This window comes from Corynebacterium sp. HS2168-gen11 (assembly GCF_024834075.1).
In the GTDB taxonomy this organism is placed as follows: Bacteria; Actinomycetota; Actinomycetes; order Mycobacteriales; family Mycobacteriaceae; genus Corynebacterium.
In genome coordinates this window covers 204,595-227,139 of sequence record NZ_JANUXR010000002.1, presented here as the reverse complement: position 1 = coordinate 227,139, position 22,545 = coordinate 204,595, and the positions used below count along the sequence as shown (strand labels likewise).

20 protein-coding genes and 6 tRNA genes are annotated in these 22,545 nt (G+C 47.3%); 23 read left to right on the top strand and 3 right to left on the bottom strand.

Annotated features, from left to right (window positions below):
* Positions 1–533: 533 nt before the first annotated feature.
* Complete coding sequence (hemQ, locus tag NXS99_RS02355; RefSeq protein ID WP_259287064.1) at positions 534–1,235, top strand: hydrogen peroxide-dependent heme synthase; 702 nt, start codon at positions 534–536, stop codon at positions 1,233–1,235.
* 194 nt (positions 1,236–1,429) lie between these two features.
* Here hemQ and msrB read toward each other — a convergent pair whose 3' ends face one another.
* Complete coding sequence (gene msrB / locus NXS99_RS02350) at positions 1,430–1,843, bottom strand: peptide-methionine (R)-S-oxide reductase MsrB (protein ID WP_259287063.1); 414 nt, start codon at positions 1,841–1,843, stop codon at positions 1,430–1,432.
* A 147-nt stretch (positions 1,844–1,990) separates the two neighbouring features.
* Positions 1,991–3,052 (bottom strand): glycosyltransferase family 87 protein, encoded by a 1,062-nt coding sequence (locus tag NXS99_RS02345; protein WP_259287062.1) that lies wholly within the window; start codon positions 3,050–3,052, stop codon positions 1,991–1,993.
* 518 nt (positions 3,053–3,570) lie between these two features.
* Between NXS99_RS02345 and NXS99_RS02340 the strand changes: the two genes are divergently transcribed.
* From NXS99_RS02340 to NXS99_RS02265, 16 genes are all read left to right on the top strand, one after another.
* Positions 3,571–3,646, top strand: a tRNA-Gly gene (locus tag NXS99_RS02340).
* A gap of 20 nt (positions 3,647–3,666) precedes the next feature.
* A tRNA-Val gene (locus tag NXS99_RS02335) sits at positions 3,667–3,741 on the top strand.
* Between the two features lie 28 nt (positions 3,742–3,769).
* A tRNA-Gly gene (locus NXS99_RS02330) sits at positions 3,770–3,842 on the top strand.
* Positions 3,843–3,879: 37 nt separating this feature from the next.
* Positions 3,880–3,953: transfer RNA gene (locus tag NXS99_RS02325), tRNA-Cys, on the top strand.
* A gap of 12 nt (positions 3,954–3,965) precedes the next feature.
* Positions 3,966–4,040 (top strand) — tRNA-Val (locus NXS99_RS02320).
* A gap of 25 nt (positions 4,041–4,065) precedes the next feature.
* A tRNA-Gly gene (locus NXS99_RS02315) sits at positions 4,066–4,138 on the top strand.
* 126 nt (positions 4,139–4,264) lie between these two features.
* A complete protein-coding gene (locus NXS99_RS02310; protein WP_259287061.1) occupies positions 4,265–4,951 on the top strand; it encodes a helix-turn-helix domain-containing protein in 687 nt (228 codons plus the stop codon).
* Positions 4,952–5,209: 258 nt separating this feature from the next.
* Positions 5,210–5,830 (top strand): copper resistance CopC family protein, encoded by a 621-nt coding sequence (locus tag NXS99_RS02305; RefSeq protein WP_259287060.1) that lies wholly within the window; start codon positions 5,210–5,212, stop codon positions 5,828–5,830.
* A 97-nt stretch (positions 5,831–5,927) separates the two neighbouring features.
* Positions 5,928–6,539: a copper chaperone PCu(A)C gene (locus NXS99_RS02300; protein WP_259287059.1), complete on the top strand. Its 612-nt coding sequence runs from the start codon at positions 5,928–5,930 to the stop codon at positions 6,537–6,539.
* A 192-nt stretch (positions 6,540–6,731) separates the two neighbouring features.
* Positions 6,732–8,027, top strand: a complete 1,296-nt coding sequence (locus tag NXS99_RS02295) for a Dyp-type peroxidase (RefSeq protein ID WP_259287058.1) — start codon at positions 6,732–6,734, stop codon at positions 8,025–8,027.
* A 176-nt stretch (positions 8,028–8,203) separates the two neighbouring features.
* Entirely contained in the window at positions 8,204–10,270 is a 2,067-nt protein-coding gene (thrS, locus tag NXS99_RS02290) for a threonine--tRNA ligase (protein WP_259287057.1), read from the top strand.
* Between the two features lie 208 nt (positions 10,271–10,478).
* Complete coding sequence (locus NXS99_RS02285) at positions 10,479–11,060, top strand: HIT domain-containing protein (RefSeq protein ID WP_259287056.1); 582 nt, start codon at positions 10,479–10,481, stop codon at positions 11,058–11,060.
* Complete coding sequence (pgsA, locus tag NXS99_RS02280) at positions 11,053–11,724, top strand: phosphatidylinositol phosphate synthase (protein ID WP_259287055.1); 672 nt, start codon at positions 11,053–11,055, stop codon at positions 11,722–11,724. Before NXS99_RS02285 ends, pgsA begins: the two co-directional genes overlap by 8 nt.
* Positions 11,725–11,728: 4 nt before the next feature.
* Positions 11,729–12,637: a phosphatidylinositol mannoside acyltransferase gene (locus NXS99_RS02275; RefSeq protein WP_259287054.1), complete on the top strand. Its 909-nt coding sequence runs from the start codon at positions 11,729–11,731 to the stop codon at positions 12,635–12,637.
* Between the two features lie 73 nt (positions 12,638–12,710).
* Positions 12,711–13,841 carry a glycosyltransferase family 4 protein gene (locus NXS99_RS02270; RefSeq protein ID WP_259287053.1) on the top strand — a complete coding sequence of 377 codons (1,131 nt, stop codon included), beginning with the start codon at positions 12,711–12,713 and terminating at the stop codon, positions 13,839–13,841.
* A 29-nt stretch (positions 13,842–13,870) separates the two neighbouring features.
* Positions 13,871–14,293 (top strand): hypothetical protein, encoded by a 423-nt coding sequence (locus NXS99_RS02265; RefSeq protein WP_396124801.1) that lies wholly within the window; start codon positions 13,871–13,873, stop codon positions 14,291–14,293.
* 3 nt (positions 14,294–14,296) lie between these two features.
* Here NXS99_RS02265 and NXS99_RS02260 read toward each other — a convergent pair whose 3' ends face one another.
* Positions 14,297–15,529: a DUF2029 domain-containing protein gene (locus NXS99_RS02260; RefSeq protein WP_259287051.1), complete on the bottom strand. Its 1,233-nt coding sequence runs from the start codon at positions 15,527–15,529 to the stop codon at positions 14,297–14,299.
* Between the two features lie 522 nt (positions 15,530–16,051).
* On the opposite strand from NXS99_RS02260, the gene NXS99_RS02255 reads away from it, so the two are divergent.
* From NXS99_RS02255 to yajC, 6 genes are all read left to right on the top strand, one after another.
* Positions 16,052–18,325, top strand: a complete 2,274-nt coding sequence (locus NXS99_RS02255; RefSeq protein ID WP_259287050.1) for a hypothetical protein — start codon at positions 16,052–16,054, stop codon at positions 18,323–18,325.
* 220 nt (positions 18,326–18,545) lie between these two features.
* Positions 18,546–19,301, top strand: a complete 756-nt coding sequence (locus NXS99_RS02250; RefSeq protein WP_259287049.1) for a YebC/PmpR family DNA-binding transcriptional regulator — start codon at positions 18,546–18,548, stop codon at positions 19,299–19,301.
* A 260-nt stretch (positions 19,302–19,561) separates the two neighbouring features.
* Entirely contained in the window at positions 19,562–20,221 is a 660-nt protein-coding gene (ruvC, locus tag NXS99_RS02245; RefSeq protein ID WP_259287116.1) for a crossover junction endodeoxyribonuclease RuvC, read from the top strand.
* 10 nt (positions 20,222–20,231) lie between these two features.
* Positions 20,232–20,852, top strand: a complete 621-nt coding sequence (gene ruvA / locus NXS99_RS02240) for a Holliday junction branch migration protein RuvA (protein ID WP_259287048.1) — start codon at positions 20,232–20,234, stop codon at positions 20,850–20,852.
* A gap of 184 nt (positions 20,853–21,036) precedes the next feature.
* Positions 21,037–22,110: a Holliday junction branch migration DNA helicase RuvB gene (gene ruvB, locus NXS99_RS02235; RefSeq protein ID WP_259287047.1), complete on the top strand. Its 1,074-nt coding sequence runs from the start codon at positions 21,037–21,039 to the stop codon at positions 22,108–22,110.
* Between the two features lie 43 nt (positions 22,111–22,153).
* A complete protein-coding gene (gene yajC, locus NXS99_RS02230) occupies positions 22,154–22,471 on the top strand; it encodes a preprotein translocase subunit YajC (protein WP_259287046.1) in 318 nt (105 codons plus the stop codon).
* Positions 22,472–22,545 lie beyond the last annotated feature (74 nt).

Below are 22,545 nucleotides of genomic sequence, written 5' to 3'. Positions count from 1 at the left end.
TTGCGTTCAACTTGAGCCACGGTCAAATAATTAATCCCAACAGGTAAAGGCGTCAAAAGTATGCTGGAGAGGAGATAATAAGGAGGTGGTAAGAAGCTCTGTGGTGTTGGAAGTTGCCTTGAAGTACTCAAGTATGCTGTGCAGTCAAGCAAGCTTTACCGATTTCCTGCGATCTGCGTTGATGCTTGTTGGCATGGAAATATCTTGCAAATAGCGAAGGCTGTTGTCCGGTGAGAAGTGAGAAGTGAGAAGGTTGCAACGATAGTTGGGAACATGGCGCAGCAATAGTAGGTTCTCGAGATTGTAATTGCATCGCGTTGAATTGAGCATTTTGCCTGAATCTTTGTTTAGACCAGCGTTTTTAGGGTTAAAAGGTTTGCCAATCCTTAGTAAGTTTGATAAAACGCAACATCTTTCGAATAGTTGAAATTATCAAACTAATGATGGATAATCGGGAGTGTTGGGACAGCGCTACTATCGCACAGTCGTGTGGATCGCTGTTACACAAGTATCAGGACGAGAAAAGGTAAACCATGTCCAAAGTTAATTTTGAAGAGCTGAATAATAAGCAGCAGTACATCCAGTATGCGGTATTTCGTGCAATCCCAGGCGCACTTGGTACTGAGCGCGCTGAGATTATCGCCCAAGCTCGAGAGTTTTTCGAAGCAGTAGCCAAAGCCGGTGTCGTGACGGTTCGCGGGATTTATGACATAAGCGGTTGTCGCGCTGACGCTGATTTCATGATCTGGTGGCATGCTACGGAGTTCACCGACTTGCAAAAAGTGTATAACGACTTCCGCCGCGAGACTGTACTTGGTCAGCTCACTGAAGTTGCTTGGGTTGGTAATGGTCTGCACCGTCCAAGTGAATTTAATAAGTCACATTTACCAAGTTTTATCATGGGTGAAGCGCCAGGAAATTGGCTCACAGTGTATCCATTCGTGCGTTCCTATGATTGGTATCTACTTGATCCGAAAGAACGTCGTCGTATTCTCGCTGAACACGGCATGCAAGCACGTGAATATCCAGATGTTCGTGCGAATACGGTTACTGCCTTTGCACTCGGTGACTACGAATGGTTACTCGGTTTTGAAGCTCCAGCGCTTGATCGAATCGTTGATTTGATGCATCAGATGCGTTATACCGAAGCACGTTTGCATGTGCGTGAAGAAACTCCATTCTTCTCAGGTCGTCGCGTAGCAGATATTGCAGAGGTCATTACAGCGCTGCCATAGCCATGTTGCAGTAGCCTTTCGGCCTGCACTTTAGCTTGTCGACGCACTTATCGGAGTCTTGAACATCGGTGTGGTGTGAAAGAATCACACACAACTATAGCCCGTTACCTTGTGGGATAATCCATCTCAAGGTAACGGGCTATGTGCTCTGTGAGTTGTGAATTAAAACATCACCATGCTGGTGGGGAAGCTATCTATTCAGCAACTGGCTGTTCTTGAAACCTTAGCGAAATGGAATTAATGCAGTAACGTAAATCCGTTGGCGTGTCGTAGCCTTCACCTGCAAATACGTGGCCAAGGTGAGAATGGCAGTTTGCGCACAGTACTTCAGTACGAACACGGCTGAGGGAGTAGTCAGGACGTTCAATAATTTTATCGCCTGCAAGTGGTGAGAAAAATGACGGCCAACCACAGTGCGAATCAAACTTCTCGGTTGAACGGAATAACTCAGTCTCGCATGCGCGGCAGGAATAGACGCCTTCAGTTTTGGTATTGGTGTATTCGCCAACGTGTGGTGGCTCAGTGCCAGCTTCACGAAGAACATGGTATTCCTCGGCGGTAAGGCGCTCGCGCCATTGCTGATCGGTGAAATCGATGTAGTTTGTCATGGGATTCTCCTTCAATAATCGTGCGCACGAGACAGCCGTTGTAGACGGTAATCGCTTCGCGCTTAGCATTATGTGCAACAAGACTATAAGAAGTACTATTCCCAGGAAAAGTTACTCTGCATAAAATATCTTTAGCTGCGTGTTTGCTTAGTGCGGTTGTGGGGTGTTTGTGGTAGATCGTGCGCGCAGGATGGCATCTGTAGCTAATGTGGTTACGATTAGTGCCCATCCAAGTGTTGCTTGAAATGTAGTTAGCCACTCTCCAAGCACTGGATTGAATGACAATTGGAAGCGCAAGGGGTTTAAGCACAGCAGTAAGCCAATCCATAGCGAGATGAACGTAAATGGGCTGCGTGCGGCCGCCAGTGTGAAAAACAACGGTAGTAAAAACAGGGAATAATACATTTGTCCAAGGGAGGACAATAAAAAGACGCCGCTTAAAATTAGGCTGGTACTAAGAATGAGCCAGTTCCACGAATCGGTGACCCTGATTCGTAATAAGGCAAGAATGCCGAAGGCGATAAGCACTGCAAATGTCAACCACACAGCTCGTGCTATCAGAGGATAGATCTGAAAATAGGTAGTCATGCCAGGCAATGAAGCATTGGCATAGTCGCGCACGATACTTAAATACGGAACTGTACGTGATAGATACTCTGAAGCTTCAGGCACAATCGACCAGGCAAGTACATTGAGCACTGTGGGAACCGCAAGCGCGACACCAACTGAAATTATTCTGATGCGCACAGCTGGGAGAAATAGAAGTGGCAAAAAGATCGGCTTGATTACAATTGCTAATCCGATACTTAGCCCAGAACGTAGTTGTGCATTTTGCTGCTCACTGATTAAGAACACCACAAGCAGGAGCAATAAGATGCCGTTAATATTGGAAAATATCAACGTGTTTTGCACAGCTTCTGTTACAAACGCAAGGCTGATCGCCAGCGGTAATATCCACGCCTTGCGTGGCCAATTGGTCTGGCGAAGCAACAATATGAGTGCAAGAATAATTGCCGTAGCATTCACGCAGATAAACACCATGCGCGCAATGGCAAAATTCTCTACTAATGCCAGCGGTGATAATAACAATGTCGCGCCGGGATTATAGAGATAATGTGGATCAACGAAACTGTAATGCTCGTTATAGACTGGCACGCCATCCCAGAAACGTCGCAAAGCTAAATACACCGTGGAATAATCGTCGGTCACAGAGCCGTTCAAAGCCAAGATGCCAACGCGGTGGATGACTAGCATAATCGCCAATGGCCACAGTCCGTATCCTATGCGGCGCTCAAGAATGCGCTGATGTGCATCTTGTGATGGGCAGGTCGTTGGATTTTCTGTCCATATGCGATCGCATGTTTCTTGCAGTGATTTGAGCATACTGTTGATCATCCTTCAAGCTTGCCCGCAACGTATCTCTTAGGCATGACAATACCGAAAGCCTGGCGTTGATAAGAACTTTGGAAGCGGTGGCAGGCGATTTTTACCATGTGCTTGAGACAGCGTTGTCGTGTCTATGCTTCGAGAATTAATCAACAATGCTCGCTTGGCGACGATATGAGTGCAGACCAGAGTTGAGAAGGAATCGCAGCAATGTAATTTTCAGAGACCCAAAAAAGTTATTAAAGAACAAGCATTAACCAGCTGATTTGCCAACAAGGTAGGTGGCGTATTAGAGTTTTCCTCGCACGGCACAACAGATATTAACTGTTAGTGAGTGACATGCGGATGTAGCGCAGTTGGTAGCGCATAACCTTGCCAAGGTTAGGGTCGCGAGTTCGAGTCTCGTCATCCGCTCCAAGCTTATGTATATAAGCTAAGCGCGATTAGCTCAGCGGGAGAGCGCTTCCCTGACACGGAAGAGGTCACTGGTTCAATCCCAGTATCGCGCACCAGAGCATGAAAAGCTCTTTAAAAAATAATGCGGATGTAGCGCAGTTGGTAGCGCATAACCTTGCCAAGGTTAGGGTCGCGAGTTCGAGTCTCGTCATCCGCTCTGATACTTTCGAGTATCTCCGAGGCAGGAATGCCACGGTGGAATGGCCGAGTGGTGAGGCAACGGTCTGCAAAACCGTGCACACGGGTTCGATTCCCGTTTCCACCTCCAAGTTCTCTCACGGCGCGATTAGCTCAGCGGGAGAGCGCTTCCTTCACACGGAAGAGGTCACTGGTTCAATCCCAGTATCGTGCACCAGAGCTTCAAGCTCTGTTTAATATATGCGGATGTAGCGCAGTTGGTAGCGCATAACCTTGCCAAGGTTAGGGTCGCGAGTTCGAGTCTCGTCATCCGCTCAGGATTAAGCTCCGAGATTTTTCTCGGAGCTTTTGTCTTATCTAGATGTCATGTACGGGTTAAGGGGCTCTTCGCGTTTCAGCGGGGAATTATAAAAAACGGCGAAGGTAATTCATGCTTAGAGTGTGAACCAAAAGAATGAAAATACCTTCACCGCTTATGATCCTAGCGCAATTCTTGCTCGACTTGTAAGTTTGAAAGATATTCGCGTCCTTGCGTATCACCGTCATGGTGCACAACAGGAAATCGAAATCGAACAAGTCCTAAAAACGCCAACATGCCCGCGTTGCAATATGTCTGCACGTGTGAAAGAAAGACCAAAAGTTCGATACATAGATTTACCTGTCTATGGCCGTCCTATGAACTTGCTGTGGCGTAAACACCGCTTGTATTGCCCAAACGTTGCTTGTGATGTTGGTTCATGGACAAGCCAGGATAAACGTATTGCAGCGGTTCGTTGCCAGATGACAACCAGGGCAAGTAAATGGGCGACCCACCAAGTAGGCATGGGACGAACCATTAGCGAAGTCGCAGCTGAACTTGGGTGTTCGTGGCATACAGTCAATGATGCAGTCACCTTATACGGTCAGGCGTTGCTAGAAGCAGACCATAAACGTTTGAACAAAACTCACGCAATCGGGCTTGATGAAACAAGTTTCGTTCGCCTACAAGGACACCGCACAAGTTATGTGGATCGTATGGAAGCGATACAAGACAACGCGAGAACAGCGAAAAGCAGTATTGCTGATAAAGGTATCACTGTCTGCGTCGTCAAGGCACGGGTTCACGATTTGGCTGTGTGGTACGTATGAGTGTTGATGAGATGTTCTTATAACAGATGGCAGCGAGTGCAGAAGTGAAGAAAATAAAAAAATTATGTTCTGTGGGAACTTTTGTGCCGGAATATTCGACTAATTAATGTGAGTGTGAAAAAAATCATGCTCATACTTATGATGTGCACCGGCGCCTCGTGGACGAACACGTGATGCCGGTGGTAGGTTTTTAGTGGCATTTTGCAAGTAATGTAGATATGTTGCTTGCTGTGGTTTGAACAAAAAGGAGTATGTGTTTTGACACAACAATCAGGAAGTATATTCAAGCGTAGCGTCCGAGCTTGGATCGTAGCTGGTAGCCTCGTTGCAACGTCGACATTCGGTTTTGCGCCAATTGTCGGTTTGCAGCCAATTGTTGCTCGTGCGCATGATGTGGTTGTTGGCGGTAATCCTGCTGATGGTGCTGTCATTGATAAGCTTCCTGAGACTCTGGTACTCGAGTTTTCGGCACAACCAAAAGACGGGTTCAATACCATTGCGGTTACAGACGCTGATAAAGCGGTGATCTTCTCTGGTGAGCCTCGTGTGGAAGGTCGAAATCTCCTTTTTGATGTCCCTCAAGATGTCACTTTGAAATCTGGCGAATATACAATCGGTTTCCAAATAACTTCCTCGGATGGACATGCCACCCGTGGAAAGACAACGTTTACAATCAGCGATGCGGCTGCTTCGGCTACAATGGAAACCCATTCTGAAGCTGAGGAAGGTGCGATGGAAACTCAAGCACCTACAACGGCATTGGAACAAGGATTAGAAGCAGCTGGTTTCTCTCGATACTGGGCTTATTTAGCTGGTATTATTGGAATCTTTGCGGTCGCAGGCGTTGTTATTTTGCGACTTACCAAGAAGAATAAGTAATCTTCGCCATCAAAGTTTTTCATGTACATATGCCTCAAGCTTGTCTAGTTATTCGCGCTATGTACATTCTTACAAGTATTTAAAGGATCATCTCGTTATGTTTATGTCTCGTAAAATTCGTACAGCTCTCGCAGTTTTCTCAGTATCCGCAGTTGCATTGACTGCCTGCACCACCTCTGAAGAAGATTCCATGATGAAAATGGACACCGCTACTTCTGCAGCTCCAGCGATGACCGAAGAGACCACCGCAGCAATGATGGAAAAGATGGATGATCATGCAATGCATGAAGGCATCATGTTCACCGATGCTTTCGTCAAGGCAATGGAGCCAGAAGCAGAGATGACCGCTATCTTTGGTCTGATTCACAATCACACTGATGAAGACATCACCATCACCGGTTTCACCACAGATGTGGATGCTGAAAAGTTTGAAATCCACGAAGTCGTGGATGGCAAGATGAAGATGAAAGAGAACGGCTTGACCGTTCCAGCGGGTGAGCACTTCATGCTTGAGCCAGGTCATGAGCACTTCATGCTGCTTGGTGTCAAAACCCCAATTCAAGCTGGTGAATCTGTTCATTTGACGGTGAACCTCAGCGACGGTCGTACCCTCGACTTCGGTGACATCGAAGCTCGCACCATCGGTGCTGGTGAAGAAGAGTATGCAGGTGGCCACGACCACAAGCATGGCCATGATCACAAGCACTAAGACAGTGATAAGAAGTAACTATCATGTCAATTAAGGTATAGTGACACCTATACCTCTATGGGTATTTGGACTGAGTGTTTGATGCAATATTCCTGAGCCCAATACCCATACTGTATTCAGTGCGCGTATGTAAACCATGTCGCATACGCGCACTGTCCAACACACAACAATGGCAGTCAGTGGTGATGAATCATGAATGATGTCCCGATGTGTCCGCATTTCGAATCGAATGCACACGGACCTAACCTTTCACGGCGGACTTTTTTACTCGGTGCATCCACAGTTGGCGCATCCGCAGCATTGACTGCATGCCAGAGTCCACATGCTCCAATAGCTGCAGAATCTCAGCAGTTACACGAAGCATCTGAGCCGGCACTGACTACTGCGTTGGTGGCCTTTGATGGGCCGCATCAAGCGGGAATCGCAACACCAGGCCAAGCGCATTTGAACATCCTCGCATTTAATTTACATGCTGGAAATGATCGCGAATCGGTCAGGCGATTGCTGAAATTATGGACCGAAGATGCTCGCAGACTAACAAATGGTCAAAATCCTTTAGGCTCCCTCGAGCCAGAAATGACGATGAAGCCTGCCAACCTCACGATTACCTGTGGGTTTGGACCACGGCTGTTTGATATTATTGATCGTCGAGATCAGCGGCCATCGTGGTTGGCTCCACTGCCAGTCTTTAGCGAGGACAAGCTTGATCCACAGTGGGCTGAAGCCGATGTAGTGTTGCAGATTTGTGCTGATGATCCTGTCACTCTTGCATTCGCTTCGAGGCACATGCAACGTGCGGCAGTTGATTTTGCAACTGTGGTGTGGATGCAACAAGGCTTCTTGAATGCCTATGGTGCTAAAAAAATCAATGAAACACCACGTAATCTTTTTGGTCAGATCGATGGCACCATTAATCCAGCCACCGATGATGATTATGATTCCTATGTTTGGATACCGCCACTGAGCGATGCTCCAGAATGGGCACATGGCGGAAGCTGTATGGTGGTGCGACGTATCGAGATGCATCTCGACACCTGGGAAACACTTGATCGCAGCTCACGTGAGCTAGCAATGGGACGCTATCTGTCAAACGGTGCGCCACTGACTGGCCAGGAAGAACATGATGTGGCAGATTTTCATGCTCGCGATGAATACGGCTTACCAATTATTGATCCGAGATGCCACATGGCACTTGCTGCGCCACCAAGTGATCTTCCATTACAAAGGATTCGTCGACGCGCTTATAACTATGATCTGCCGCCAGTCCCTGGCAGTGGAGAATCATCAAATTCTGGTTTAGTGTTCGTATGTTTCCAGCAAGATCCACTTCGCCAGTTTGTTCCAATCCAGCAGCGGCTGAATGACGCTGACCGCATGAATGAATGGATTACGCATATTGGTTCAGCTGTATTCGTGATTCCTCCTGGAACAGATCCAACCGGTGAAAATCGAGATCTGTATTGGGGACAAGCGCTGTTGGAAACCTAGGTGGGTTTTGGCTAGTATTATGATGTTACCCACAACGCAGCTGTGATATTTTCCCAGCAACGACTCATTGTTGCTGCTAGCTTCGGTGTCAGTGGGTGGCGTCAATACTTTACGTTGCATTTCGCGTCCAGGTCTGACGCGTGAATGCCTGAGCTCATAAAGGAGCGCACTCAACTATGGCACAGTTAACTGATGCTGCCGTTAATCCACATCAACCTTTTACGGTACCTGCCGGTGTGGCAGCGGGCGCGGCAATGCGCGAACTCGAATTACCAAATAAAGGTCCTGAGGCAATTGTTTGTATTATGGACGCTGAAGGTCAGCTGAAAGATTTGTCCTTCGTTCCAGAAACAGACACCGACGTCACCCCTGTGCCGGCTAATACAGAAGCTGGACGTGCTGTGATTCGCCACTCGGCAACTCACGTATTAGCACAAGCTGTACAAGCTGAATTCCCAGGTACCAAGCTTGGTATTGGTCCAGCCATCGAAAACGGTTTTTACTATGATTTCGATGTTGCAGAACCATTTACCCCAGAAGACCTGCGTCGCTTAGAAAAGCGAATGAAGAAAATCATTAAGCAGGGCCAGAAATTTGAGCGTCGCATTTATGCCGACCAAGAAGAAGCTGCAGCTGCATTGGCACATGAGCCATATAAGCTTGAGCTTATTCACGATAAAGGTTCTGTCGATCCAAATTCTGACGAGGCAACCGAAGTTGGTGCTGGTGAACTCACCGGTTACTACAACCTGAATCCTCGGACTGGTGAAGTTGAATGGTTCGACCTTTGCCGTGGACCACATATTCCGACGACAAAGTACATTCCTGCATTTGCATTGACTCGTTCTTCAGCAGCGTATTGGCGTGGTGATCAATCCAAGGCTGGCATGCAGCGTATTTACGGTACTGCGTGGGAATCCGCAGAAGCTCTGGAAGAATATCAGCATAAGCTGGAAGAAGCAGAAAAGCGCGATCACCGTCGTCTCGGTGCTGAGCTGGACTTGTTCTCTTTCCCAGATGAAATTGGTTCTGGTTTCCCAGTATTCCACCCCAATGGTGGCATCATTCGTTTGGAAATGGAAGAGCACTCCCGTCGTCGCCACATTGCAGCTGGCTACTCCTTCGTGAACACTCCGCATATTACGAAAGGTGATCTGTTCCAAAAGTCCGGTCACCTCGATTTCTATGCCGATGGCATGTTCCCACCGATGCAGCTCGACGGTGAAGTCAATGAGGCAGGCGAAGTCACCAAGCCTGCGCAAGACTACTATGCAAAGCCAATGAACTGCCCGATGCACAACCTCATTTTCGCATCACGCGGTCGTTCCTATCGTGAACTGCCACTGCGCTTGTTTGAATTCGGTACTGTATACCGTTATGAGAAGTCCGGTGTGGTTCATGGTTTGACCCGTGCACGTGGGTTTACCCAAGACGATGCTCATATTTACTGTACTGAGGATCAGCTCGAGAAAGAATTAACGTCAGTTCTCGACTTCATCATTTCCTTGCTGCGTGACTACGGCCTGGATGATTTCTACTTGGAGCTTTCCACGAAGGATCCAAAGAAGTTTGTTGGCTCCGATGAAATTTGGGAAAAGTCAACTGCAATCTTGCAGCGAGTTGCAGATGCTTCTGGTCTTGAGTTAGTTCCAGACCCAGCAGGTGCTGCGTTCTATGGTCCAAAGATTTCGGTTCAGGCACGTGACGCAATTGGTCGTACCTGGCAGATGTCCACAGTACAGCTCGATTTCAACCTGCCAGAGCGCTTCGATTTGGAATACACCGCATCCGATGGCACCAAGAAACGCCCAATTATGATTCACCGTGCATTATTCGGTTCTATCGAGCGTTTCTTCGGCGTGCTTGTCGAACACTATGCGGGTGCATTCCCAGCATGGTTGGCGCCATACCAGGTTGTTGGTATCCCAGTGGCAGAAGCCTTCTCGGAGCATCTTGAGCAGATCACCGATCAGCTGCGTGCCTGCGATATTCGTGCCAATGTTGATACTTCTGATGATCGTATGCAAAAGAAGATTCGTAATCACACCCAAGCAAAGGTGCCATTTATGCTCCTTGCCGGCGCACGTGATGTGGAATCCAATGCAGTCTCATTCCGTTTCCTTGATGGTACCCAAGTCAACGGTGTACCAGTCGACAAAGCTGTTGCATTGATCCAACAATGGATTCAAACGCGAGTGAATGAGCAACCAACCCAGGCAAATGTGGAAGCTGCATTAGGCTAATCCGCTGTTCTGGCAAGCCGTCTTGTAGCTACAAAATGGTAGGTACAAGACGGCTTTTGCATGTAAGCATAGAAAATGGTTTTGTATCCTCGCTGCATGTCTTGGGTCGTAACGTTTGACCTCTGGCTAGAATAAAGAGAACAATCAAAGCCTAGTTCGACTATCTGTGGCGCTTGCCTGTGGTCGTGGGTGTGAAAAGGAGTGTGTGGTGGAAACGTATCACGATAATGGCGTGGGCGTCAGCGATCGCTTACTGCGGTTATGGGCTCCGTATCGCATGAATTATATTGTGACCAAAGGTGCTGATAAACAAGCCTCCTCAAAGCACAGCAACCCATTTATTACCCTTCCACAGCTTGACGACGCTGAAGCCTTAATCATTGCACGCGGCGAACACGTTTATTGTGTGTTGAATCTTTACCCGTATAATGCCGGGCATATGATGGTGATTCCATATCGTCAAGAATCTGAACTTGAGAATTTAACTCTTGCAGAATCGCATGAGCTTATGGCTTTTGCACAAGCTGCGATTCGAGTCTTAAAGCAAGTTTCCCAGCCAGATGCTTGCAATGTTGGATTCAATTTAGGAAGAGCTGCTGGTGGTAGCGTAGGGGAGCACTTGCATCTGCATATCGTTCCACGCTGGAGTGGCGATGCAAACTTTATGACCGTGATTCACGGCACCAAAGTTTTACCACAATTGCTCCAAGATACGCGTCGTTTATTAGCCGCAAAGTGGCAAGAACTTGCTGCCCAAGACCCAGATTTTCCAGGAATTGCTCGTGCTTAGTGTCAAGGGTAGAAAACCTGCCGCAATTGTCATGGAACCATTAGCCAAACTGATGCTACGCATTGGTCTGACTCCAAATATGGTCACCATTTTAGGTGCAACGCTCACATCTGCCGCCGCAGCCATTTTGATTCCGCAAGGGTATTTATGGCAAGCAGCGCTGCTTTGTGGTGTATTAAGCGTGCTGGATATGGTCGATGGGACGATGGCACGGATGCTAGGCTCCGGCAGTCGATTTGGTGCCACGCTTGATGCGAGCTGCGATCGTATTACTGATGGCGTTATTTTCAGTGCATTATTATGGTGGCTGATCTACACCCAAGCTGCTGCACACAGCGTTATTCTTAGCGGTTTTATCGTTTTGGTCAGCTCTCAGGTGATTTCTTATGTGAAAGCTCGTGGTGAAGCTAGCGGTTTGGCCATGAAAGGTGGCCTGATTGAACGTCCTGAGCGACTGATTATTGGGTTAGGCGGGATCGGGCTGGAGGGTTTCGGCGTGGACTCTGCAGTGGTGATCGCATTGATCATCTTGGCCGTCGGATCAATTATTACTGTGGTACAGCGTTTATGGATCGCAGCTCGTGACGTCCGTGCTGCAGAACCGATTGCTGCGCCTGATGGAGCTATCTTGCAAATGCGCGGGCATAAAGATTTGAAAGCATAACTGGATGATGAATATTCGACAAGAGCTGATTGCCACGGGCTATAGCGTTGGTTGGAAAATTTTGAAAATCTTGCCACATGCGGTCGTGACGAGAATTTTTGAATTCGGTGCCGATAGAGTTTCCCATTCCGGTAAAGGCATGGAACAGTTACGGAAAAACCTCCAACGCGTGGTTGGTCCAGAACATGTCACGCGTCAACTCGTACAAGACTCGATGCGCAGTTATGCTCGGTACTGGGCAGAAGCATTTCGCTTACAAAATCTGATTCAAGATCCTGCACTCTACACAAGTATTGAACGACAATCGCATGGACTTGAACATCTTGATACCGCCTATGCCAAGGGCAATGGCGTGGTGATTGTTTTAACCCATAGCGGCAATTGGGATATGGCCGGTTATTTTCTTACCCAGCGCATTGGTTCGTTTGTAACTGTTGCCGAACGCCTTGAACCAACCCGAATCTTTGATGCCTTTGTAAAGTTTCGGACCTCCTTGGGCTTTAAAGTTTACCCTCACAAAGATGAACACGGACATTCCCCATTCCCAAAATTGCGTGAAGCCTTACAGCGCGGAGAAGTTGTCTGCCTTTTAGGCGAACGCGATTTAACTGGGAAAGGCATGGAAGTGGAGTTTTTTTCTGAGACGACGACCATGCCAATCGGTGCCGTGAAACTGGCTCAAGATACCGGTGCAACGCTATTGGTGGCACATACTTGGTTTACTGGCACCAGCCGCAGCCCTGGCTGGGCATTGGAAGTATCTGCACCGTTAGAAGTGACCACTATCCAAGCAACACTTCAGCAACAAGCAATGATCATGCAACGCAATATCGCACAGCATCCGACTGACTGGCATGTCTTGCAACCATTATGGATTGCAGACCGTCCTACACGTGGGCCTAAACAGTCATGACTGTTTGCATAGTGTTCCCAACTTCTGCATAATCGCTAACAAACAGCACAACAACCAAGGATCATTGAACTTCGTGGATACACAACTTGAGCGTCTTCGCATTGGGTTTGTCTGCCCTTATTCTTTTGATGAGCCAGGGGGAGTACAAGCTCACATTCTTGACCTTGCCCAGTTTTATCAACATCAAGGCCACGAAGTTGCCGTCATCGGCCCATGTTCACCTGACACCGAAGTACCACCGTTTGTTGTGAAAGGCGGACGATCACTGCCGTTTCGGTATAACGGCTCAGTTGCGCGATTGAGTTTTCACCGTGGAGTATTTCGTCGCGTTCGTGAGTTTATTCGTGCCGGAAACTTCGATGTCCTACATATTCACGAGCCGAACTCACCAAGTTTTTCGCTCGCAGCCTTAATGGTGGCGCAAGGGCCAATCGTGGCGACCTATCATGCATCCGCGCGTAGTTCGATACTGTTGCGTCTTGCGTTAATCGTGACGCGAAAATATTTAGAGAAAATTCGCGGAGGCATTGCTGTGAGCGAATTAGCACGACGCTGGCAAGTTCAACAGCTCGGCACCGATCCTGTGCTAATCCCGAATGGTGTGGCAACGAATGCTTATCGACGCGCCTACGAATTGCATTGCAAAGAACACAAGATATCGCAGGAGAAAGTACAAATCTGTTTTATTGGCAGGCTTGATGAACCTCGAAAAGGTTTAAGCATTTTACTCGAAGCTTTCCAAGGCCTTGCAGATACAGCCGAACTGGTAGTGATTGGTGCTGGCAAGCATCATGAACAACCAGGGGTTCGATATGTTGGGAAAGTCAGTGACGCGGAAAAAGCTCGGATTCTGGCTGCCAGTGATATTTATGTTGCCCCGAATACAGGCGGGGAATCTTTCGGCATTATTTTAGTAGAAGCAATGGCAGCCGGTACTGCGGTGATTGCTTCTGATTTAGAGGCTTTCCAAGCAGTACTTGGCAATGATGAAACTGTTGCGAATGGGGTGCTGTTTGAAAATGGCAATAGCAATGATTTGCGGCGTGTTTTGGTGGACTTGATTGGCGATCCAAAGCGTCGTCAAGCATTGCAACAAAATGGATTAGCTAGGGCTGCAGTTTTCGACTGGGAGAAGGTCGCAACGGATATTATGCGTGTGTACCGAATTGTTATTGATGGCTCAAAAATACAGGCGGAACCGTGACCACACTTTCGTTATTGCTCGTGGCAGTGATGCTGACTTCGGGAATTATGTGGGCGTCGTCGACTGCAACGCGACTGCATCGTCTGCATGTTCGCACTGAATCGTTGTTGGCTGCGCTGCAATTTGCGCTCGATCGAAGAGTCGCAGTGCTCGCGGCCTTAGATGCCGATCAGTTTGCAGGGTTAGCGCATGAAACTGAGGCGGTGGCATTGCATTATGACAGTTTTGAAAAGCGAACGATACAAGAGCGCAAGGTTGCCGAGTGTATTCGTAACTATCCACAACCGTTGCCGCCAGCGCTTGTCGACGCCGAAGCGCGCGTTCAACTAGCCCATCGATTTTATAATGAGGCGGTGACGACCACTCGTAGCTTACGGGTTCGTCCGTTGGTCAAAGCCTTGCGATTAGGTGGAACTGCAGCGTTGCCACCGTATTTTGAACTTCCGATCTAGCGCTTATGGTTGTTGCAGATACGCCCGAGTCGTTCGATATGCATTCATGACAGTGATAATAGTCATGCCAACAATGATGATATTGCGCACGACGAGCAGGATCACTACTGGTGATTGTGACTCGCCTAGGATGAGTAGATCATCGTAATACACCGGATAGATGAGTTGGCTGATTCCAGCTACCATGAGTGTTGCGATTGCGAGCCCCAATGTTATCCGCTGTGGTGCACGTAGCAAGATGACGGCAAGAATAGGTCCCAGCCAGATAATATACTGTGGGGAAAAAACTTTATTCACCACAATCAGCAGTAACACGATGCTGAGTATGACATAGCTTGGATCCGGCAAACGGCTACCACCTTTGACAAAGATCGCTAGCGCCCACACACAACAAGCCGCTACTAGCAGCAGCATGCCAATGGATGTCATTTGCAAGGCAAATTCAACACCTGGGCCTGTGATTTCAAAGCTTTTTGATGCTGCGTACGTAATCGAATAACGATCGTGTGCGGTTGTGTGTGCACGGTAGAGCAAGAATGTTGCTGCGAGTGATTCAATCTGCAAACCGCGATCTTGTTGATAGACCAGAGGAGAAAACATTCGACTTGGACTCGTCAACAGTGCAGTGCATATGCCGATACATACAAACGTGAGTCCGAATGCAACGAAACGTTTCAACCATATGAGGTTTCGCCAGGAGGTGATGCAGGTTGTTACAAGGATGCCGGGCCATAGTTTGATCCAGGTTGCAATTGCAAACAGTGCTCCTGCCATACGTGGATGCGTGGCTAATGCCCAAAGCCCAAGACCAACAACGACTGCTGGAAAGACATCTAATCGGTAGACAAATACTGGGCCCACTGTAAGCGGAAAGATTAACCAAAATGAAGCTGCGAGAATACGATTGCGTATACACGTGGTACGCGAAAGCAGAAACGCGAAGAATGCAGCATCATAGGCCAACATCACGCACACAAATGCAATAAGAGCATGATCTGGATAGAACAAGGGCAGATGGGTTGCAAGCCAAATCGGCAAGAGTCCAAGTACAGGATATTCTGTGAGCGATTGACCATCTGGTTGCGTGATTCCTGCAAAATAATAGGTGACATCCCCGCTTGCTCCGGGAAATTTTGCAGCAAGTGCCAGCATAATCACACGGGTGGCAATCCAAAGCACAGCCGCTAACCAACCGATATGCATAGCAGTTGCTGGCTTGTGGACAGAAGAATGCATAACGGTTGCACGCACCTTTGCAAGTTGCAGGAAAATGACTTCGAAAGTTTAACAAAGATCGCAATGATCTACGGTATTGATTATAAAAGGCAAGAGTCACCTTCTTGACTGTACGAACACTCAGCGATTTCGTCGGAACATATGGAAAGACGATAGGCAAGAATGAGCTTCTCGTGGTCTTTATGCAGAATATGTATTGCATACCCCTGTTTGTGGTATGACTTCGATCATATATCTATTGAATTGTGATCTGGATGAAATTCTTAAGCGTTATTTGCGGGGAAATGTAACGTTGCGAAAAGCGGATATAGGAAAAGTGGTATGGCTTGAAACTGTTTATAATGTGAATCCATTTATAAAAATATGCATTCCGAATAGTTTCGATTTTCTATTGTTTTTCAATCTTCAGAATTGTACATTTACATTTGTTTTCATAAGTGTAGAAACAATAGATGATTATTCATGCGAATAAATCTCTTTGTATGAATGATTGCTAAGAATGGTTGAAAAGAGGTAGTGAATATGCACAACCGAACACGAATTCTGGCATCACTGATGGTAAGTAGCTTGGTGTTGACATTAACGCCGTATGCGCAAGCAGCCACGGAGTTTGAAGTCACGACTACTACCACATTGGAACAATTACGTGCTGCAATTACTGATCCAGAAACCACAACAGTGATTTTTAATGAAGATGTGAGTTTTCATGGTGGAGTGATCATTGATCAGCCGCTCACATTTCGCGTTGCTGATGGTGTAACAGTGGATTTCCACGGCGAAGGTTTAACAACTAGTGGCCTTGTGGTACATAAAGAATTCACGTTGCAGAATAATGGCACGGTCAATATTCGTGATTTTGACGGATATGGTGTGCACGTACGGCAAAATGATGGTGGCGCTGTTGTGATTGAAGGTGATGGGAAAGACGGCAGTGCGTTAAATATTACCAACACAAAATTCTATGGCATTGATGGGCAGTTTATTGCTGGTCCGTTTACCGTGAAAAATACTGCTGTGACAGTTGCGACTCGAGAAACCACGGCAGAAGGTCCAGTAATTTTCTCAAAACATGGTAACCCAGGAAACTCGCCGGTGCGTTTTGAAAACACCAAACTCGAAGCTACACACAGTAATAAAGATCCAAATGGTTGGCAAGCATCAATTTATACTGAATTGCCAATGACCTTTACAAATTCTGAGGTAATTTCAACAACGAGTCGCAATTATAATTTCTCTGCAGTTTCTTCTGGTGCAGATATCGTTTTTGATCATACGGATGTAACACTCACGACCACGGCTGATGCTGTGAGTAAAGGGTTTTTTATCTTCCGCAAACCATTTGTGTCGGTGAACACCAAGGATAATACGATCACTGTTACAAATGGCAGTTCCATTACTTCGAATATCTTGCCGCCGAGTGGAGTGAAAAAAGATTTCGAGTTTCAAGATGCCAACTATGTTGTCAATAATTCCAAACTTAAAGGCGAGTTTTTAGGAATTGATGGAAAACAACAAAATACCTCGAAGATCACAATCACAGGTGATTCGCTCATTGATATTCCGCGCACTCTGACAGTAGACGGCGCGATGGATTTTGGAATTGAAACAGTTATTGATGGTGGTGCTGTTGATATCCCACCGTTGCCTCAGTTGTATACCGTTAAAAATTCTGCTGGTGAGGTTGTTACAGAATTAATTACCTCTGCAACAGGTAATAGTATTTCGCGCGGCTGTAATTTGCCGGAGTATCCAGTTTCGAATACCAACACTGATGGTAAGAAACATATTTGGGTGCAAACTGTAAATGTTGAATACTATCAAAAGCCGACAGGAGCTGCGGAAGATAAACTTGCCACGCGCACATTAATTAAAGGTACAAGCTTGAATAATGCATTCAACAATTTCTACCTCGGCAGTGATGCGCAACAAACGCCGAATGCTACAGGAGCAGTTTCGGTACCAGAAGGATCTCTTGATGGTAAGTGGGTTGTGTTTGAACCAGCAGCTCAAGCTGGTACAACTTTGGCTGATGATGCGGCAGTGTGTGCAACCATCAAGCTTTCTTGGCAAGAAGCAGAGATACCGCTGTTTGAAATCCCGGATGTGCCAATCGAGGAAGTCGTGGTTATGGTTGGCGATCCAATTCAACCTACAGACGGTCTCGTCGGTGTGCCTAACGACGCTACAGTCGAAGTTCTTGAACCAGGTGATAGTTCAGTTCCTGGTCGTACCACGCAAAAGGTAAAGATCACGTTTGGTAATGGCGCTTCCAGGATTAAAATCGTGCCGATTCTGGTCAAGAAGCCTGTGGTACCAACTACCTCAACTACCTCAACTACTTCAACAACATCGACAAGTACAACCACAACGTCCCAGAAACCTACCGATTCACCAAAGACTCCTGAACCTACACCATCTCAGGTCGTCACAAGTGTGCCAACAAGTTCAGTGACGTCACAGCCAACAACAACCAGCCAACCAGGTGTGCCTGGATCAAGCGAACCATCGCTTCCATGGCTTATTCCAGCTGTAGGAGTCGGTATTTTGATTGCTGGCGGTGTCGTTGGTATCAATACGCAGGGCAGCTCTCTGCCAGATGATAAACAGGCGGAGAATACTGCACCTGCTACACAATCACCAGTACCACCTGCTTCAGCAAAAGGAGTGCAAAAGGTACCGCACGCACGCGAGCTGGCACGCACTGGTGTGCCATTACTGTGGATCATCTTGACTGCAGTAATTGCAATGGTAATTGGTGCAGGGTGTCTGCTTGGATTCAAGCGACGCGAATACTAAGGCCAAGTTGACCATAGGCAATCTGATAGGCGTCGAAAAGCTTCTTCGGCGCCTATTGCACATGCTTGAGTATAAAGGTGCGAAGTATAAAAGTGAGACACAAAGTGGTGCCAAAAATAATAGCTTTTTCGCTCTTGTCGTATAATGGGAAAATCTGAACACCGAAAAGAGGGATCAGGTGTGTGGAAGCATATCCTGATTCCAAGTAGAAAGGTAACACATGTCAGGCCACTCAAAATGGGCAACAACCAAGCATAAGAAGGCAGCGAACGATGCGAAGCGTGGTAAAGAATTTGCCAAGCTGATTAAGAACATCGAAGTTGCAGCTCGTACTGGTGGTGGCGACCCAGCTGCGAATCCAACCTTGGATGATATGATCCGCAAGGCTAAGAAAGCATCTGTGCCAAACGATAATATCGAACGTGCTCGCAAGCGTGGCTCAGGTGAAGAAGCTGGTGGCGCTGACTGGCAAACCATTATGTATGAGGGCTATGGTCCGCAAGGTGTGGCAGTGCTGATTGAGTGCCTGACTGATAATCGTAACCGTGCAGCCAGTGAAGTTCGTACCGCAATGACGAAAAATGGCGGCAATATGGCAGAGTCTGGCGCTGTGTCATATATGTTTACTCGTAAAGGCATTGTAGTTGTTGCAAAGGGCGAGCTCAGTGAAGATGACGTTTTGTTGGCTGTGCTTGACGCGGGTGCTGAAGAAGTCAACACCATTGGTGAGACCTACGAAGTAGTGTGTGCGCCTGGTGATCTTCCAGCGATTAAGGAAGCACTTGCGGAAGCCGGCATTGAAGTAGAAGATTCTGATTCTGATTTCCGTGCATCAGTTGAGGTATCGCTGGAGCTGCCTGAAGCACAGAAGATTTTCAAGCTTATTGAGGCATTGGAAGATTCTGATGATGTGCAAAATGTGTACACCAATATGGATTTATCCGATGAGGTCCTGGCAGCATTAGAAAACGAATAAACGTTCGATTCTTGACTAATAAAACCGTTACATTTCCATGGGTGAATGTAACGGTTTTGTTGTATCAAGCTGCATTTCTTGGGGGATGGGGATATGTGCGACGGTTGTGGTGGCGAAGTGGTATAAGCGCTATTAGAAATTATGTGCTAAATTTTATGGCAATTGAAGATTTGTAACAAGCTGTATGTACGAGCGTCGGCTGGTAGAAAGATTTGGGGTCATGGATTGTGAGTGTCGTCTCGCTTAATGGCTTACGCGTGATGGGGATCGACCCAGGATTAACTCGCTGCGGTCTTTCTGTTGTACAAGCAGGCAAAGGTCGTGCAGTTATTCCAGTCTCAGTTGGCGTGGTACGAACACCACCAGATGCGGATCTGGCGCACAGGCTTTTGGAGCTTTCCGAAGCTGTGAATGATTGGATGGATGAATACCAACCTGATGTGGTTGCGATTGAGCGCATTTTTGAACGCGGCAATGTCTCAACTGTTATGAATACAGCCCATGGCGTCGGCGTGCTAATGCTTGCGGCAGCTCAACGCGATATTGACGTTCATATGTACACCCCAAGTGAAGTGAAAAAAGCTATTTCTGGCAATGGTCGAGCAGATAAAAAACAAATGACTGCGATGATTACCAGAATTTTAGGTTTAGAGCAACCACCAAAGCCTGCCGACGCTGCCGATGCACTGGCATTAGCAGTATGTCACTGTTGGCGTGCGCCACTGCTTGTACGGCATAAAGATACTGTGCAGGCAAGTCAGCAACAAGCCAAGCGCATGGTTAAGGTATTAGGACAAAAGCAACAAGGGCATGCTGCAGTACAAGCATCCTTGCATAAGGCGAGTTCTTCGATGACTTCAGAACAGCTCAGGGCACAATTGCAAGCTCAAGCCCGCACGCGTGGCGCTTGGAGAAGATAAGAGGCAGAAAATGATTGTTTCACTACGAGGTATCGTCACTGATATTCGACTTGATCATGCAGTACTTGAATGCGCTGGCGTAGGCTATAAAGTTCTCGCCTCACCTGGTACCTTGGCAGAGCTTGTCCGTGGGGAAGAAGCGTTTGTGCTTGTCACGATGATTGTGCGAGAAGACTCCCAAACGCTGTATGGCTTTATCCATGCGGAAACTCGTGAAATGTTTCATTTATTGCAGTCGGTGTCTGGTCTTGGACCAAAACTTGCCTTAGCGGCACTGAGTGTCTACGACACCGGAGCACTTTCGCATGCGATTGCGAATCAAGATGTGAAAACATTGCAAAAGATTCCTGGTGTTGGTAAGCGTATGGCAGAAAGAATGATTGTCGACTTAAAAGATAAGGTGGCAGCGTATACTGCAGCCGCGGAACCACTTGAATCAAATCATGCACCACTTGGCAATACCCAAGGTAATTTGATTGCAATGACTGTTGTCGAAGCACTGGTAGGATTAGGTTTTAGTGAAAAGGTTGCTGCACCAGTGGTAGCTGCTGTGGTGGAAAATAATCCAGATATGCAAACCTCAGCGCTGTTACGAATGTCTCTGTCTTTGCTCGGCCAACAAGCCAAATAATTCGAATGATGTAGTGTCCTTTGAGGCGTTTCAATTTGGATCGTGTAGGCAGTATCAACACTACGCCTCGTTGAGGGCATGATGCGTATTTTACGTGCAAGGCGAGTGTTCGATGTGGATGAGTGCCAGCTGTGGTGACTAACGATTGTGAGGCAAGCTGCGTGTTGAAGAAAGGCTTAGAATAATGGCGAATGTGGAAAAAACTGAGTTTCAGACTCCGCCACAAGGTACTTCTCAACGTGATGTAGATGCTGTGGTATCTCCAGGACTTGTGGCTGGAGAACAAGATATTGAAACATCATTGCGTCCGCGTAGTCTCAAAGAGTTTATTGGACAGCCTAAAGTGCGTGACCAGCTGGACTTGGTGCTCACTGGTGCAAAAAATCGTGGTCTGACACCAGATCATGTGTTGTTATCTGGCCCGCCCGGTCTTGGCAAAACCACCTTGGCAATGATCATTGCCCATGAGCTTGGTACATCTTTGCGTATGACATCCGGACCTGCCTTAGAACGTGCAGGTGATTTAGCAGCAATGCTGTCGAATCTGATGGAAGGTGATGTGCTTTTTATCGATGAGATTCACCGCATGGCACGTCCTGCTGAAGAAATGTTGTATATGGCAATGGAGGACTTTCGTATTGACGTGATTGTTGGTAAAGGTCCAGGCGCCACCTCAATCCCATTAGAACTCGCGCCATTTACTTTAGTTGGTGCAACCACACGCTCGGGTATGTTGACTGGGCCGTTGCGAGATCGCTTTGGCTTTACTGCGCAAATGGAGTTCTATAATACGGAAGACTTAACGCAAGTTGTTGCCCGTGCTGCTCATATTATGGGTGTTGAAATTGCCTATGATGCCGCTGTTGAGATTGCATCACGCTCTCGTGGCACACCTCGTATTGCCAACCGACTATTAAGGCGTGTGCGTGATTATGCTGAAGTACACGGTGACGGACGGATCGACTTAGGTGCTGCTCAACATGCACTGGTGGTCTTTGATGTGGATGAACAAGGTCTTGACCGCCTTGACCGTGCAGTACTGTCTGCGCTGATTAAAGGCCATGGTGGTGGCCCAGTAGGCGTGACCACCTTAGCTGTTGCAATTGGCGAGGAACCAGCAACGGTTGAAGAAGTATGTGAACCATATTTAGTTCGTGCTGGCATGATTGCGCGTACTGGTCGTGGACGCGTTGCAACTGCTGCTGCGTGGCATCACTTGGGACTCACGCCGCCAGAAGGCACATTGGGCTTGCATTAGAAGGTTTGCTTGAACTGTTCAAGGTTTGGCAGACTTGGTACGTATGGATTCAATGTTACTTTTGCTCGGCATTTTAGCCGTTGTTATGATCCCTACTTTTATGGCGCAACGTCGGCAAAAACAAATGATTGCCAAGATTCATCAACTGCAAGATTCTTTGACTATCTTTGATCATGTGGTCACAACTGCTGGTATTCATGGCAAAGTTGTTGCAATTTCTGATACAACCGTCGATCTTGAAATCGCAAGTGGGGTAGTCACCACATGGGATAAGCAGGTTATCGTGAAGAATCTCAGTACTGAACATGCAGCTACTGAACATGCAGTTCAAGAGGTAGAAGAAACTCACGACGAACCTTAAAGTCACACAGATGTCGGAAAAGATTCCGGCGGACTTTTACACGTGAACTCCACACCAGGGAGTTTTTGCCGTAC